The organism is Streptomyces sp. NPDC059567 (assembly GCF_042735655.1).
Lineage (GTDB): Bacteria > Actinomycetota > Actinomycetes > Streptomycetales > Streptomycetaceae > Streptomyces.
The window spans coordinates 55,866-69,767 of sequence record NZ_JBHWBS010000036.1; the positions used below are offsets into that span (position 1 = coordinate 55,866).

Annotated in this window: 16 protein-coding genes; 6 read left to right on the forward strand and 10 right to left on the reverse strand. The window is 69.7% G+C overall.

The genetic code is table 11. The features are described 5' to 3' along the window. Positions 1-5: 5 nt before the first annotated feature. The 3 genes from ACFVZW_RS18310 to ACFVZW_RS18320 are packed head-to-tail and all read right to left on the reverse strand — an operon-like array spanning position 6 to position 1,968. Complete coding sequence (locus ACFVZW_RS18310; RefSeq protein ID WP_384522394.1) at positions 6-359, reverse strand: ASCH domain-containing protein; 354 nt, start codon at positions 357-359, stop codon at positions 6-8. After that, a complete protein-coding gene (locus ACFVZW_RS18315; protein WP_384522396.1) occupies positions 356-1,471 on the reverse strand; it encodes a hypothetical protein in 1,116 nt (371 codons plus the stop codon). Before ACFVZW_RS18315 ends, ACFVZW_RS18310 begins: the two co-directional genes overlap by 4 nt. Further along, positions 1,468-1,968, reverse strand: a complete 501-nt coding sequence (locus ACFVZW_RS18320) for an ATP-binding protein (RefSeq protein WP_384522398.1) — start codon at positions 1,966-1,968, stop codon at positions 1,468-1,470. The genes ACFVZW_RS18315 and ACFVZW_RS18320 overlap by 4 nt, the downstream gene beginning before the upstream one ends. Positions 1,969-2,072: 104 nt before the next feature. Between ACFVZW_RS18320 and ACFVZW_RS18325 the strand changes: the two genes are divergently transcribed. After that, complete coding sequence (locus ACFVZW_RS18325; protein ID WP_384522400.1) at positions 2,073-3,410, forward strand: XRE family transcriptional regulator; 1,338 nt, start codon at positions 2,073-2,075, stop codon at positions 3,408-3,410. Further along, the gene (locus ACFVZW_RS18330) at positions 3,407-4,225 is read left to right on the forward strand and encodes a class I SAM-dependent methyltransferase (protein WP_384522402.1); all 819 of its coding nucleotides are present in this window, start codon (positions 3,407-3,409) and stop codon (positions 4,223-4,225) included. The genes ACFVZW_RS18325 and ACFVZW_RS18330 overlap by 4 nt, the downstream gene beginning before the upstream one ends. An 11-nt stretch (positions 4,226-4,236) precedes the next feature. Here ACFVZW_RS18330 and ACFVZW_RS18335 read toward each other — a convergent pair whose 3' ends face one another. The 4 genes from ACFVZW_RS18335 to ACFVZW_RS18350 all read right to left on the reverse strand — a co-directional run bounded on the left by ACFVZW_RS18335 (position 4,237) and on the right by ACFVZW_RS18350 (position 8,799). Beyond that, positions 4,237-5,922 (reverse strand): relaxase/mobilization nuclease domain-containing protein, encoded by a 1,686-nt coding sequence (locus ACFVZW_RS18335; RefSeq protein WP_384522404.1) that lies wholly within the window; start codon positions 5,920-5,922, stop codon positions 4,237-4,239. After that, positions 5,912-6,487, reverse strand: a complete 576-nt coding sequence (locus ACFVZW_RS18340) for a hypothetical protein (protein ID WP_384522421.1) — start codon at positions 6,485-6,487, stop codon at positions 5,912-5,914. Before ACFVZW_RS18340 ends, ACFVZW_RS18335 begins: the two co-directional genes overlap by 11 nt. 315 nt (positions 6,488-6,802) lie before the next feature. Continuing rightward, complete coding sequence (locus ACFVZW_RS18345; RefSeq protein ID WP_384522406.1) at positions 6,803-8,212, reverse strand: DUF3631 domain-containing protein; 1,410 nt, start codon at positions 8,210-8,212, stop codon at positions 6,803-6,805. 392 nt (positions 8,213-8,604) lie between these two features. Further along, on the reverse strand, positions 8,605-8,799 hold the full coding sequence (locus tag ACFVZW_RS18350; protein WP_030207232.1) for an AlpA family transcriptional regulator: 195 nt from the start codon (positions 8,797-8,799) through the stop codon (positions 8,605-8,607). A gap of 120 nt (positions 8,800-8,919) precedes the next feature. On the opposite strand from ACFVZW_RS18350, the gene ACFVZW_RS18355 reads away from it, so the two are divergent. Both ACFVZW_RS18355 and ACFVZW_RS18360 read left to right on the forward strand, forming a co-directional pair. Then, entirely contained in the window at positions 8,920-9,420 is a 501-nt protein-coding gene (locus ACFVZW_RS18355; protein WP_384522409.1) for a helix-turn-helix transcriptional regulator, read from the forward strand. A 24-nt stretch (positions 9,421-9,444) separates the two neighbouring features. Continuing rightward, complete coding sequence (locus tag ACFVZW_RS18360; RefSeq protein WP_384522411.1) at positions 9,445-10,599, forward strand: tyrosine-type recombinase/integrase; 1,155 nt, start codon at positions 9,445-9,447, stop codon at positions 10,597-10,599. A 7-nt stretch (positions 10,600-10,606) separates the two neighbouring features. On the opposite strand, the gene sodN is transcribed toward ACFVZW_RS18360, so the two are convergent. Further along, a complete protein-coding gene (gene sodN / locus ACFVZW_RS18365) occupies positions 10,607-11,002 on the reverse strand; it encodes a superoxide dismutase, Ni (protein ID WP_137993403.1) in 396 nt (131 codons plus the stop codon). Positions 11,003-11,152: 150 nt separating this feature from the next. Between sodN and sodX the strand changes: the two genes are divergently transcribed. After that, positions 11,153-11,587 carry a nickel-type superoxide dismutase maturation protease gene (gene sodX / locus ACFVZW_RS18370; RefSeq protein WP_384522413.1) on the forward strand — a complete coding sequence of 145 codons (435 nt, stop codon included), beginning with the start codon at positions 11,153-11,155 and terminating at the stop codon, positions 11,585-11,587. Here sodX and ACFVZW_RS18375 read toward each other — a convergent pair. Further along, entirely contained in the window at positions 11,491-12,120 is a 630-nt protein-coding gene (locus ACFVZW_RS18375; protein WP_384522415.1) for a CGNR zinc finger domain-containing protein, read from the reverse strand. The two genes, sodX and ACFVZW_RS18375, sit on opposite strands and share 97 nt — an antisense overlap. Positions 12,121-12,214: 94 nt before the next feature. Here ACFVZW_RS18375 and ACFVZW_RS18380 point away from each other — a divergent pair, with 94 nt between their 5' ends. After that, the gene (locus ACFVZW_RS18380) at positions 12,215-12,979 is read left to right on the forward strand and encodes a class I SAM-dependent methyltransferase (protein WP_384522417.1); all 765 of its coding nucleotides are present in this window, start codon (positions 12,215-12,217) and stop codon (positions 12,977-12,979) included. A gap of 209 nt (positions 12,980-13,188) precedes the next feature. On the opposite strand, the gene ACFVZW_RS18385 is transcribed toward ACFVZW_RS18380, so the two are convergent. Beyond that, positions 13,189-13,896 carry an amino acid ABC transporter ATP-binding protein gene (locus tag ACFVZW_RS18385; protein ID WP_384522423.1) on the reverse strand — a complete coding sequence of 236 codons (708 nt, stop codon included), beginning with the start codon at positions 13,894-13,896 and terminating at the stop codon, positions 13,189-13,191. Between the last annotated feature and the right edge of the window lie 6 nt (positions 13,897-13,902).

Genomic DNA, 13,902 nt, shown 5'->3' on the forward strand with positions numbered 1-13,902 from the left:
ATCGGTCAGGCCATGCGCTTCATCTCGATGGCGAGGGCTCCGAGGGCTTCCTTCTCGGGGCCGTAGATGGTGCGGATGTTGGCGAGTTGCTGGTCCCGGGTGGCGGTCGGGTTGACGTTGGACGGGCCCTCGCCGTCGAGGAGGGCCTCGAAGTTGGGGTACTCGGTGACTCGGAGGACTTCGACGTCGCAGGTCTCGTCCGTGCCCTTGATGCGGAAGCGGATGGTGTTGCCGGCGGCGAGGTCGGAAAGGTGCGGGTACTTGACCCGCACCTCGATGGTCTTGGTGCCCGCGGCGACGAGCTCGAAGTACTGGCGGTAGAGGTTGAGCTCGCGGACGCGGGCGGTGCGGTCGGTCATCGGGAGGGAACGCTCCTGGGGGACGGTGCGGTGATCATGCGGCCGATTTCGGCGGCCGAGTACGAGCGGAAGAAGTGGCGGGGGTCGGAGAGCACGGTCTCGGTCATGGCGAGCAGCTGGTCGGCGTACGCGGTGACGGTGCCGGGCCACTGCCGGGTGTCGAGCATCCAAGGGGCGGCTCCCTCGGGCAAGGGGGCACGGCCTTCTCGTATGAGGGATTTCGACAGCTTGGCACCGGTGTCGGTGACAACCTGGGGGCAGAACAGACGGGCCGGGAGCTGGGTGCGGGTGAGGCCCACGGCCTGGAGGGCCTCGTCGACGAGGTGGGAGCCGAAGACCCAGTCGCCGCCCTTGACCATGACGTGCAGGGTGCCCGGGGGGCTGGTCAGGGCGAGTTCCTTGACCAGGTTGCGATAGAGCGTGGCCAGGTCGAGGTAGCCGCCGGCGGTGGGCGTGATGGTGGCCTCGTACGGGCCGTGGTGGAGGCAGACGGCGGAGACTTGCGCTGTTTCGGGGCCGGTGAGGTGGGCCCGTGTGCGTTCGGCGTGCTTCTCCGCCCAGCCGCAGCCGGGGTTCGGGCAGGGGACGCGGAGGTGCGGGGTTCCGGTGGAGGGAGCGAGCCACCAGCGGGCTGCGTCGATGCGGGGGAGGAGCCGGAGCCAGGTGCGGCGGTAGTGCTCGCCGGCCTGCTGCTGGGTGTACGTCTCGATGTGGTGCGGGATGCCCAGGCGTCGGGACAGGGCGGTGAAGAGGGGCTGGTAGAGGGCGGTGACGAGGTCGTTCAGGGCCTGCTCGCCGAGGGCCTGGGCGTAGGCGCGCTGGTAGCGGTGTCCGCTGGTCGGGTCGGTGGTCAGCTCGTACGGGGCGTTGTCGAGGGCGCTGAAGAGGACCTCGGTGGGGAGGCCGAAGCGGTCGCGCAGCCGGGCGGCCATGGCGAAGGCCAGGGACTGCACGAGCGAGGTGCCGATGTGCGGGGCGCCGTTGATCTGGGTGCCGACGACCAGCACGATCCGCTCGGGCGGGGCAGCCAGGATGCGCGGGGTCAGGACGTCCTCGGCGTGGTGGAGGGCGTTGGCGAGAACGGTGTTCGGCGAGACGGGATGGGTGGTCACGAGGCGTCTCCCTGGGGGCCGGTGGTGTGGGGTGGCAGGGGCGCGGCCCAGCTGTTGGCACGGTCGAATACGGCCCAGACGCACTTTCCGGGGCCCGTCCGCTCCTTCACGCCCCAGCTGTCGGCGGTCACGGCGACGATCAGCAGACCGCGGCCGTCGACGGCGGACTCCTCGGGAACCCGCTGTGTCGGCCTGTTCTCGCCGCCGTCGTGGACCTCGATCCGCAGCTCCGCGTCGAGGGACTCGACGCGTACGAGGACGAGGCGGCCCACGGGCGCCCCATGCAGCACGGCGTTGGTGACGAGCTCCGAGGTGCACAGCCGCATGTCGTCGAGGCGGCTCGTCTCACCCCATTCGGTCAGCGTGGCGGCGACGAAGCCGCGAGCGGTACGCGGCGTGGTCCGGCGGCGAGGGAACAGCATGGTGCGGTGTCGCCCCGTGCCCGGAAGGAGGTCCGAGGCGGTGTCGGTGGCCTGGTTGGTGAGTCTGCTTGCCATGGTCAACAGCAAAGCGACTTAACTCATTTGGGTCGGGAGCCAGCGTGGGGGCCAAGACGGGGGCCACTATGGGGGCCAGAGGTCACGTGTTCCTGGGGGACGGCATGGGCGACACTGGGATCGGCGCCTTGCTCGTCCGGCTGCGCACCGCGCGTGGCTGGAGCCAGCAGAGGGTTGCCGACGAGTACAACGCCCTGGAGGGGCGTTCTGCGAAGACTGGCAAAGAGATCGGGCGGTACGAGCGCGAAGCGCGAGTTCCCGTTCCCTACGCCCGGAAGTATCTGGCGCAGGTCTTCAGCGTCGATGTCGCCGTACTCGACCAAGCCGTTGCCGTCAGCAAGGGGCAGCGGGACGGGTCCGATGCCGCCGAGGTCGAGATTGTGCCGTCGGTGCTGCCGTCCGAAGGCACTCTCGTCCGTGGAGACCCGCTCTCTGAGGACGCTGTGAGGTCGGCCGAGTTCGCCCGGTTCATTGCGCAGCGGAACGCCGACGAGTTCGTCGTGGAGCAGCTGGAGGCAGACGTCGGCCGGCTCGCCCGTACGTACGTCAGCCACCCGTTGATGGAGCAGTACGTCGAGATCAGGCGGTTACGGGACGGGGTCTTCGAGCTGCTGCGCGGGCGCCAGCACCCCCGGCAGACCACTGACCTGTACCTCTCCGCTTCTCGCCTCTGTGGCCTGTCCGCGCACGTCTGCCTCGACCTTGGCGACTACGACTCGGCTGCCACCCATGCCCGTACCGCACGGGCCTGTGCCGAGGCGGCCGGGCACGAGGGGATGCTGGCCTGGGTACGGGCCGTAGAGTCGTTGATCGCGTACTGGACGGGGCGGTACGAGCAGGCGGCCCGGCTGGCGCAGGCCGGCCGGCGGCAAAGAGCGGGCGGCAGCATCGGCGCACGGCTGGCGAGCCTGGAAGCAAGGGCGTTGGCGATAGTCGGCGACTCGGCAGGAGCGCTCGCCGCCCTGTCGGATGCCGAACGATCTCGTGAGGCGATCTCGGGTCGGGACGAGGTACTGGGAGTCTTCGGCTTTCCCGCGGCCAAGCAGTTTGCGTACGCCGGAACGACCCTCCTGGCCGTGGGTGGGCAGGAGCACGTCCAGCAGGCCATCGTCAGCGCGGAGACGGCGATCCGCTTCTATCTCAGCGCGGACGGAGACGACCAGTCGGTCGGTGACCTGTTCGCCGCGCACCTCGACCTCGCCAGCGGGCACCTGCTCCTGGGCGACCTGGACGGCACGGAGAAGATGCTCGGCTTCGTTCTCCAGTCCTCGCCGGAGCGCATGTCGGCCAGTATCGTGCGCCGGCTCACCGTTCTCGGGCGGGAGCTGGGAGGGCCGCAGTACGGTGGAACCGCGCAGGCGGTGCACCTGCGTGACCGGCTCCAGCACACGGTCGTCCGTGCGTCCCTGCCTGCCGCCCACCCTCCGGAGTTGCCGACGTGACCGACTTGTCCGCCGCCCACGACGCCGCTGTCACCGACCGGGCCCGCCTGGCGGGCAGCGCCTACAACGGAGACCGCGACCTGGCCGCCCGGCAGTCGCTCTACCAGTGGCAGACGCCCCGTTACGACCTGCCGGGTCTCGTCGCCGAGCAGTTGGGCGACGTACGCGGGCGCGTCGTCGACATCGGATGTGGCAACGGCAAGTTCATCCAGCGGCTCCGTCAGGACCGTGGAGACCTGTTCTTGCTCGGTCTTGACATCGCCCCCGGCATCCTGGCTGACGTCCCCGGCCCCGTCGCCGTGGCGGATGCCACGAGGCTTCCGCTCGCGGCGGGCGGCGTCGACGCCGCCCTTGCGCTTCACATGCTCTACCACGTGCCCGACATCCCCCAGGCGGTCAGGGAACTGGCCAGGATCGTGGCCGGTGACGGGCTGGTGATCGCCTCCACCAACAGCGACCGCGACAAGGCCGAACTCGACGACCTCTGGCAGCGGGCCGCCGGCGACATCCTCGGCATCGACCGGGGCCCGGCTCGCATCTCGCTCAGTGCTCGCTTCTCCCTGGAGAAGGCGCCCGCCTTCCTCGGAGAGGAGTTCAGCCGCGTGGAGGTCGCCGAACTGCCGGGGACCATCACCGTCCACGACCCCGAGCCTGTGGTTGCCCACATGGTTTCGTACCGTGCCTGGGCGGACCAGCACGACGTGCCCTTCGACGCGACTATCGACCGCGCCCGCACGTTGGTGGCCGACCACATCGCCCGGCACGGGTCGTACGAGATCACCTGCCTTGGTGGCCTCCTTGTCTGCCGCCGCTGAGAGCCGACGCACTATCGGCGACGACCGTGCTCCGTGGGCTGCTTGCTCATCGGTGTGGGTGTGGTCCGCGGTGTAGGCGGGGTCGTGCGCGTGCTCCTCATGCGAGCCGCTTGCGTTCGCCGGTTCGGCTGAGCGGTGATGCGCCAGTTGAGGACCTCGGCGGGGTGCTCGGCGCTGTCGAGTTCTCGTTGTGTGCCTACCTCGACCAGGAGGCGGCGGGGGTTGTGGCCGGCAGTTTCGGCGTGGGCGAGGGTTGTGGTCAGGGCGGTCCAGGAGGGGTCGGCGAGGATGCGGTCGGCGTGGTTGGGGAGGGTCGCGCATACGTCTTGCTCGTAGCGGCTGGCGGTTGTGGCTCGTGGTGCGCGGCGGGTCAGGTCCGCCAGGAGGGGTGTGGCGGCCTGCTGGTAGCCCGTCTGGAGGTGGCGGAGGGCTTCCTCGGCTGCGGCTGCCTGTTGTTCGTGGCCGCGCTGTTCGTGCCACTTGGCGGCGGCGCGGGCCAGGTGCACGGTGGCGAAGAGCAGGGCGATGGCGAGTCCGCCCGGCTCGCTGGAGGCGTAGGCGAGTTCCTTGGCGGCCTTGCGCAGGGCGGTGGCGGCCTGGTGGTCGGCGCGGGTGGCGGAGCGGCGGGCGCGGTTGAACGCCACCGCCGCCGCTCGTAGTTCCGCCCGGTGTGGGCCGGTCGTGGCGCTTGCGATGTTGTACAGGGCGTCGCCGAAGGCGGCCAGGTGGCCCTGGGCGGCGGCATCGTCGCCGGAGTCGAGGACGGTGCGTGCCACCTGTATGGCGTTGATGGTGTGACGCCATGGGTCGGCGGGGTCCGCCGCATACCCCGGGCGGTCGGCTACCTCCTGGTCAAGAAGGCGTTCGCGTAGGCGGTTGATGGAGAGGTCGGGGGCGAGTTTCGAGCCGCCGTACCAGACGGGCTCGTCGGCCGCGTTGGTGTCGCCAGGTGCGGCGAGGCTGTAGCCGATCACGTCGCCGGTCTCGGGGCCGAGGCGTGTTTTGACCTTGATGCCGAGGGACTGCAGCACGGTGAAGTAGTCGGCTTCGGTTCGTACGGCGGCGGCGACCGCGTACGCCTGCTCGCGCAGCCACTGCCGTGCCGTGACCGTCTGGCCCTGGCGCTCGGCCTTGGCGCGTTCGGCGCTGGTGGGAGTGCGGGGCGCGGTGAGGTCGCCGGACTTCAGGCGGCGCAGGCCGAACTCGGCTTCGATCTTGCGGCACTCGGCTTGGGCCCGCTGTCCGTCGCGGTGGGTGCGCGGGCGGCGTCCGTCGGCGCGGACGGTGGTGGCCATGATGTGGATGTGGTCGTCGGCGTGACGCACCGCGATCCACCGGCATGCCTTCTCGTCACCTTCGGGGGCGATGCCGGCAGCGTGAACGATGCGGCGGGCGACCTCGGCCCACTCGGCGTCAGTGAGGTAGCGGTCGCCGGGCGCGGTACGGACCGGACAGTGCCAGACGTGCCGAGGCGGCTTCTTACCGCCCATCTCGCGGGTGCGCAGGTCGACGTGGTGGTCGAGGCGCTTGGCGAGGAGGGTGTAGCTGGCCTCAGGGTCGCGGCCGGGGTCGGGGGCGCCGGCCATGTCCCAGGCGGCGACGATGTGAGGGTCGGTGTGTTCGTCGCGGCGGCCGGCGCCGAAGAGGTAGACGATCAGTCCGCGGGTGTTGGAGCCAGTGGAGACGTCAGGAACCATGCGCAGCGCCTTCCGTCAGGAGCTGGTCGATCAGTCGGTAGCTGCTCTCAGCCACTTGCTCGACGCGGTCCAGCACTGCCTCGGCACGCTCGGGCACTGTTCCTCGGTGGATGGCTGCGGTGATCTGGTTGAGGTTGCCTCCGATGCGGTTCAGCGCGACTGTGTGTGCCTCGACGGCCTCGATCAGCGGGCGGAGAGGATCGTCCTCCGGGCTGCCGACCAGTCCTGCCTTGCCCAGGGCGACGGCGAGGGCGGCGTCCCCGACGAATCCGGCGAACTTCTGACCGCGCTGGTGGGCGGCGGCGCTGATCACGCGGACCGCAGTCCGCGTGAAGCGGATGGTCTTCTCCTGGTCGCGCTTCTCCACCGTGCGCTTGCGGTTCATCAGCGCGGGCAGGACGGGGGCATCGGGGTCCCGCCAGGACGGCTGCTCGACGGGCGGTTGGACATCGGTCGGCGGCTGAGTGCTCGGGTCGACGGAGTCGGGTGCGGGCGGACAGCTGGTCTCGGCTATGCCCTCCTCCGGCTCGGGCGCCCCCTGGCGCTCGGCCTTCTCCTCCGCCACCCCTGGGGCGGGGGCAAGCGCGGACGAAGCCTCGTTAGAGGCTCGTTCGCTCCAGCTTGCTGCTGATCGGCGGGTCAGGCCGAAGAACGTCTTACGGCGGCGGGTGGGGGCGTTGTCGGTGGTCGATTCGGGCATGGTGATGCTCCGGTAGTCGTGTGGGGTGGGGCTTCGTCACGTCCGTTGCATCCGTCCCGTAGCTGGTCAGGACAGGTACGGAGGCGGTCGCAGGTACGGAGTGATCCGTATCGGCGAGGAACTCCGTCCCCGCGCTGACCTGCGCGGGGACGGATGCGACGGATTGATACGGAGCTGGTGTCAGCGCGTGGGCCTGGGGCCGGCAGGCCCGCCAGGCGGACCGATGGGCAGCGTCCCGGACGGAGGGGCGGGCGGCTTGCCCTGGGCTCGACGTACGGGTGCGGTCCCCTCGGCTGTGGGTGCCGGTTGGGCGGGGTTCGGGCAGTAGCGGGCCCAGGCGTCGACGAACTGGTTGCGGGCGTACGCCTTCGCCTGCCTGCCGTTCTCGAATCGGTGGTTGGCCGGACTGATGCCGAAGTCGCGCAGCAGGTTGGCCAGGTGGTAGGCGTTCAGGCCCTTCGTCCCGTACTCGGACCAGGGTGCCTCGGCGTCCTGGAGGAGGGCGGCGAGCAGGTCCTGGCTGCGTAGAGCCTCCCTGTGGCCTTCCCGCTCGAACACGCGGCGGACGTCTCGCAGCAGCCGCGTCTTCAGAGTCGTCTGCTCGTCCTGGACCACCTCGTTGCGCGTCATCGCCAGGCAGGCGGCACGGGCCCGCGAGGGCCAGTGGCCGCCGGCCAGGTCGGCGACGATCACCAGCGGCTCCCACGTGTCGGCTGCGCGGTCTTCGACCGGCATCGGCGGAACCAAGCCCTCTGCGGTGGTCCGCAGCGGGGTCAGCCAGGCGGTCAGCCGGTCGCGCAGCGCGTTCAGTTCCGGGACGGAGTAGCGGGAGCGGAAGGCAGCGATCTTCTCGCCGGGCTTGCGCTTCTGCATACGGAGGACGACCGCCCGGTCCATGATCGTGTCCGGCAGGTCGCCGATCCCGGCGAGCGCAGCCATGGCGAAGGTGGGAAACGCCGTGGGCTTGTGCTCGGGGCCGGAGATTCGCCAGGCGGGCCGGTTGCGCTGGTGCCCTGCATTCAGCAGGCCGCGCAGGTCCTCCTTGTCGCCGGCCTTGGGGCCGAAGATGGTGTCAGCCTCGTCCACCAGCAGCGTTGGCGGGTTCTTGCCGATGACGCGGAACACCACCGCCGGCGAGGTGTTCACCGTCATCATCGGCTGGTGCACGGTCTCGTGGAGCACGTCCAAGACGCGGGACTTGCCGCACCCCTTGGTCGGCCCCACCACCGCCAGGCGCGGCGCGTGCTGGAGGGCAGGCTGAATGTGGGAGGCCGCCACCCACAAGGTGACCGCTGTCAGGGCCTCCTCGCTCGGCAGCACGACGTACCGGCCGATCGCGGCGCGCAGCTCGTCCAGTACGACGGTCCCGTCCTGGTCCCGGTCCGCCGTGAGGCCGGCACTCTCGCGGTCCCCAGTTCCCGGTCCGGGTTCGGGGACCGTCCCCGGATCACCGTGGTCCACCGGGACCGACGGTCCGGGTTCGTCGGTCGACTGACCGGTACTCTCCGCCCGCTCCTCGGCTTCCGGACCGGCGCCATGGTCCGGGTTCCGGGACCGATCCGTCAGGCCGCTGAGCTGCGCGTTCTCCATCGGTCCGGGTTCCTGGTCCGGGTCGACCGGAACTTCGGTCCGGGTTTCGGTCGCGGGTCGGTCCGGTTCCGGACCGACCGGACCAGCGGCACGGACCGGTCGGTCGCCGGTCCCCGGAGAGGCAGACCGGCTGTCCGCTCGGTCCGGACGGTGCCACGGGATGCCCTGGCCGGGGACCGCAGGGGTGGGCCAGACGACCTTGGGGGACGTGTTCGAGGTGGCGGGGGACGTAGAGTCCTCCATTGGCGTTCCTCTCAGGTGAGGGACGGGACGGGCAAGGTCCCGCCCCTCACCGGGTTCGTTCGTTCAGGGATGGGCAACGTGCAGGGGAATCTCCGGCCCTCGGCGTTGGCGCGCCGGGGGCCGTTGCTGTGTCCGGGGCTTCCGGCGGCTCATGAGGCCAGGCCCCACTCGTCTCGGCCGTCGATCAGCGTGCGCTCGTAGCGCAGCAGCTCGGCCTCGGGGTACAGCACCCGCTTGCCGACCTTGATGCCGCGCGGCCCCTTCTTGATCTGGCGCCAGTAGCGGACGGTGCTCTCGGCTGTGCGGTAGCGCTCGGCGACCTCGGCGGTGGTCAGGTATCGCATGCATTCCCATTCGGCTAGGTGATGATTCGATCTGCATAGGTTGTACCTCGCGATCGCCGGTTAGCCAAATCGGGAAGCTCATGTTTCAATTTGGATAGCGATGGTCGTGATGGAGGTTCGATGGCAGGCGACAGACCCGAAGGCGGCGAAGTGCCGCTGCTCTACAGCGAGGGGAATGTGGCCGCGCGCGTGGCCCTGGAGCGCGAGGTCAGGGGGTGGAGCACGACCGAGCTGGCCGAGCGGGTGACCAGAGCCGGCATCAAGATGAACCAGACAGCGGTCTGGCGCATCGAGAACGGCACCCCCCGCCGGCGCATCAATCTGGACGAGGCCCTCGCCTTCTCCCGCGTCTTCGAGCTCCCTCTCGAAGAACTGATGTCCCCGCCCCTGGAGGGGCTCGACATCGACAGCCGGCGCCTCGTCCAGGAGGCCGTCGAGGCGTTCTACGAGGCCCGAGACGCGCGCGATCGCCTCCATCGCGCCGTGGTCGCCATCGCCGACCACATCAAGGCCCATCCCGACAGCTCGCGGGCCATCCACGAGCAGTGCCTCCGCCTCATGGGCGACGAGCGGGACGCTCGCACGCTCAGTAGTGACATCGCGGACGGTGGTCACTACTGACAACCGACACGAAGGAGAGGCCACTTGGCCAACATCCAGAAGCGCCCCAACGGCAAATGGCGGGCCCGCTACCGCGACCTCGACGGTAAGGAGCACGCTCGCCACTTCGAGCGGAAGCTTGATGCCCAGCGGTGGCTCGACGAGGTCACGGCCAGCATGGTCACCGGTCAGTACGTCGACCCCCGCGCCGGCCGCGTGACGTTCGAGAAGTACGCCGAGAAGTGGGAGGGCTCGCTCATCGCCAGCGAGGCGGGCGAGCGCATCACCGATAACGCGCTCCGGCTCCATCTCGTACCGGCGTTGGGTGCCCGTTCCATGGCGGCGATACGCCGCAACGACATCCAGGTGCTCTTCAAGCACGTCTCCGACCAGCTCGGCCCCGGCAGCGTGCGGAACGTCTACGACGTCCTCGTGCGCGTCATGACGGCGGCTGTGGACGACAAGGTCATCGCCTCCAGCCCGTGCCGCCGGATCACCCTCCCGGCTATGCCGGATGAGGAGGTCACCCCGCCCACGGTCGAGCAGGTCGAGGCGATGGCGCGGGTGATGCCGCCGTACATCCGCGCGGCGATCGTCACCCTCGCCGGATCAGGTCTGCGCATCGGTGAGCTGCTCGGCCTGAAGGTGTCGGACGTCGACTTCAAGGCCGGCACCATCCGCGTCGAGCGGCAGCGGCTTCAGTCCGGGAAGATCGGCCCGCCGAAGACCGCCAAGTCCCGGCGTACGGTCCCGGTCGGCGAGGTCGTCACCGATGCACTCCTCGCGCATCTCGCCGCGCGTCCGTCCAGGGAGTGGCTGTTCGCCATGGAGGAGGGCGAGCCGCTCAACTACCGGCGCTGGAAGACCGAGTGGAATGGGGCTCGCAAGGCGCTCCAGGCTGCCGAGAACGGGGCCGCCGAGCGAGAAGGCCGTAAGGCCGTCGAGCTGCCGCACATGGTCACTCACGACCTGCGGCATTTCTACGCCTCCGCGCTCATCGGCGGCGGCGCGAGCGTCAAGCAGGTGCAGCTCGTTCTCGGGCACGCGTCCGCCGTCATCACGCTGAGGATTTACGCGCACCTGTGGCCCGGGGAAGAAGACCGCACCCGGGCCGTCATGGACGCCGTGCTCGGCGGCCTGCGGACCGGGTGCGGACAGGTAGGCGACATGACCCGCGAAACCGCAGGTCAGAATGCCTAACCAGAGATCAAGCCTTCTTCGTCTCCCAGAAGATCCGGTCGACCTCGGCGATGAGCTCCAGCGCCTTCTCGCCCGTCTTCGGGTCCGTCGACGCCTTGGCGGCCGAGAGGGCCTTCAGGGTGTCGTTGATGAGCTGGTGCAGCTCCGGGTACTTCTCGAAGTGCGGGGGCTTGAAGTAGTCGCTCCACAGCACCGAGATGTGGTGCTTCGCGAGCTCCGCGCGCTGCTCCTTGATGACCGTGGCACGCGCGCGGAAGTGCGCGTCCTCGTTGGCCTGGTACTTCTCCTGGACGGCCTTGACCGACTCGGCCTCGATCCGGGCCTGGGCCGGGTCGTAGACACCGCAGGGGAGGTCGCAGTGGGCGCTGACCTTCACCTTGGGGGCAAACAGGCGGGAGAGCATTGAGCTGTCCTTCCTCGTGATCGTCTTCTCAGGTGGGAGATTACTCCCCGAGAAGGCTGTTTTCGCGAGCGCCCCCTGGGGCTTAGGACAAAAGTCCAGGGTCGGCATGGGACTCGTGTACGAGTGGACGATCGGATCGGGAGGTGCCGGATGACGGAGGCGGGTGGGGAGCCGGGGCGGGGGTCCGGGCCGCTGTTCGGGATCGCCGAGGTGACGGGGGTGTCCATGGTGCCCACGCTGCTCCACGGCGACCGGCTCCTCGTGCACTACGGGGGGCGGTTGAAGGCGGGGAGCGTGGCCGTCCTGCGTCACCCGCTCCAGCAGGACCTGCTCATCGTCAAGCGTCTGATCGAGCGACGGGACGCCGGCTGGTGGGTGCTCGGGGACAACCCGGACGCCGAGGGCGACAGCAGGGTCTTCGGCGCCGTACCGGCCGAGCTGGTGCTGGGGCGCGTCCGGGTCAGGTACCGGCCCGTCACGCCCGGGCGTCAGCGGTCGGTCGGTGTGGTGCTCTCGTGGCTGTTCTCCGCGCTCAGGCCGGTCCGGTCGGACCGTTCGGCCTCCAGGCGCTTGCGGGCCCGGTAGGCGGCCACGTTGGCGCGGGTCGCGCAGCGGTCCGAGCAGTAGCGGCGGGAGCGGTTGGTCGAGGTGTCGAGGTAGGCGTTGCGGCAGGGGGAGGCCTGGCAGAGGCCGAGCCGGTCGGCGCCGAACTCCGTGAGGTGGAAGGCGAGACCCATCGCCGCGATCGCCGCGTATCCCGCGGTCGCGTTCGAGGGGTGGTCGGCGAGATGCATGTGCCAGCGCGGATGGCCCTCGTCGTCCAGGAAGTCGTGACCGGAGATCTGCGGGCTGACCGGGAACTCCAGGAGCAGTGAGTTCAGCAGGTCCACCGCCTGGGTGTGGTCCCCCTCGTCCGCCGCGGTGAAGACCGCCCGCAGCCGGCCGCGTACCGAGCGGAAGCGCGTGACGTCGGCGTCCGTCGCCCGCCTGGCCATCTGGGAAGCCGCGCCGAAGAGCTCCCGGACCGCCTCGACCGAGGTGAGGGAGTCCTTGTTGCGGGCCGGCTCCTCGGTGTTGACCAGACGCACGGCGTAATCCGAGTAATAGGCCAGTTCCACTTGTAGTCCTTACGGCGGAGGTCTAGTGTCGGGTGCGGAGGGGGTAATGGATGTCCCCCCTCTGAGGGTATTACGAAGAGGGTGAGGTAGCGGGATGACGGACGCGGCTACGACCGGAACCGACTGGGCGGCCTGGCAGCAGAGCTGGGACCGTCAGCAGGAGTGGTACATGCCGGACCGCGAGGAGCGGTTCCGCGTGATGCTCGACATGGTCGAGGCCGTGGTGGGGCCGGAGCCCCGCGTCCTGGACCTGGCGTGCGGTACAGGGAGTATTACGGATCGGCTGCTCAAGCGGTTCCCGAAGGCGACCAGCGTCGGTGTCGACCTCGACCCCGCCCTGCTCGCCATCGCCGAGGGGTACTTCGCCGGCGACGAGCGCGTCACCTTCGTGACCGCCGACCTCAAGGACCCGGAGTGGGCCACCGGGCTTCCGCACGACTCGTACGACGCCGTTCTCACCGCCACCGCGCTGCACTGGCTCCACACCGAGCCGCTCACCGCGCTCTACGGGCAGCTCGCGGGCCTCGTCCGCGACGGCGGCGTCTTCATGAACGCCGACCACATGATCGACGAGACCACACCCCGGATCAACGCCGCCGAGCGGGCTCACCGCCACGCCGCGATGGACCGCGCCAAGGCCGCCGGCGCCCTCGACTGGGCGGAGTGGTGGGCCGTGGCCGCCAAGGATCCGGTCCTCGCCGAGCCGACCGCCCGCCGCTTCGAGATCTACGGCGAGCACGCCGACGGCGACATGCCGTCCGCGCGCCGTCACGCCGAGATCCTCCGTGACTCCGGCTTCGCCGAGGCCCGGCAGGTCTGGGCCTCGCCCTCGGACACCCTCGTGCTGGCCGTGAAATAGCACTGCACGATGCCGTTCGCCAAGGCGGGTGGCGCCTGCTTCTCCTCGGACGGCAACGGCTTCGAGCTGATCGACAACGACGCGGACGGGAAGGCCTGCGTACGGCGTGGCCGGCCCTGTCGGATATGTTTCGGGCCACTGAATCAGGCTGAAGCACGCGATGGCCCGCCGGAATTCCCGGCGGGCCATCCTGCTTTCCGCTCCGGCCGCTACAGCACCTTGGAGAGGAATGCCTTGGTGCGGTCGTGTTGGGGGTTGCCCAGGACGTCGCGGGGGTGGCCGGATTCGACGACGACGCCGCCGTCCATGAAGACGAGGTTGTCGCCGACTTCGCGGGCGAAGCCCATCTCGTGGGTGACGACGATCATCGTCATGCCGTCCTCGGCGAGGCCGCGCATGACGTCCAGGACGTCACCGACGAGTTCGGGGTCGAGGGCGGAGGTGGGCTCGTCGAAGAGCATCAGCTTGGGTTCCATCGCCAGTGCGCGGGCGATGGCGACGCGCTGCTGCTGGCCGCCGGAGAGCTGGGAGGGGTAGTTGCCGGCCTTGTCGGCCAGGCCGACCCGGTCCAGCAGGCGCTCGGCCCGTTCGCGGGCGACGGCCCGGGATTCGCCCTTGACCTGGATCGGCGCTTCCATGACGTTGGCCAGGGCGGTCATGTGCGGGAACAGGTTGAAGCGCTGGAAGACCATGCCGATGTCGCGGCGCTGGGCGGCGACCTCGCTGTCCTTCAGTTCGTAGAGCTTGTCGCCCTTCTGGCGGTAGCCCACCAGCTCGCCGTCGACGTACAGCCGCCCGGAGTTGATCTTCTCCAGGTGGTTGATGCATCGCAGGAAGGTGGACTTGCCGGAGCCGGACGGGCCGATCAGGCAGAACACCTCGCCGTTGTTCACCTCCAGGTCGATGCCCTTGAGGATGTGGGC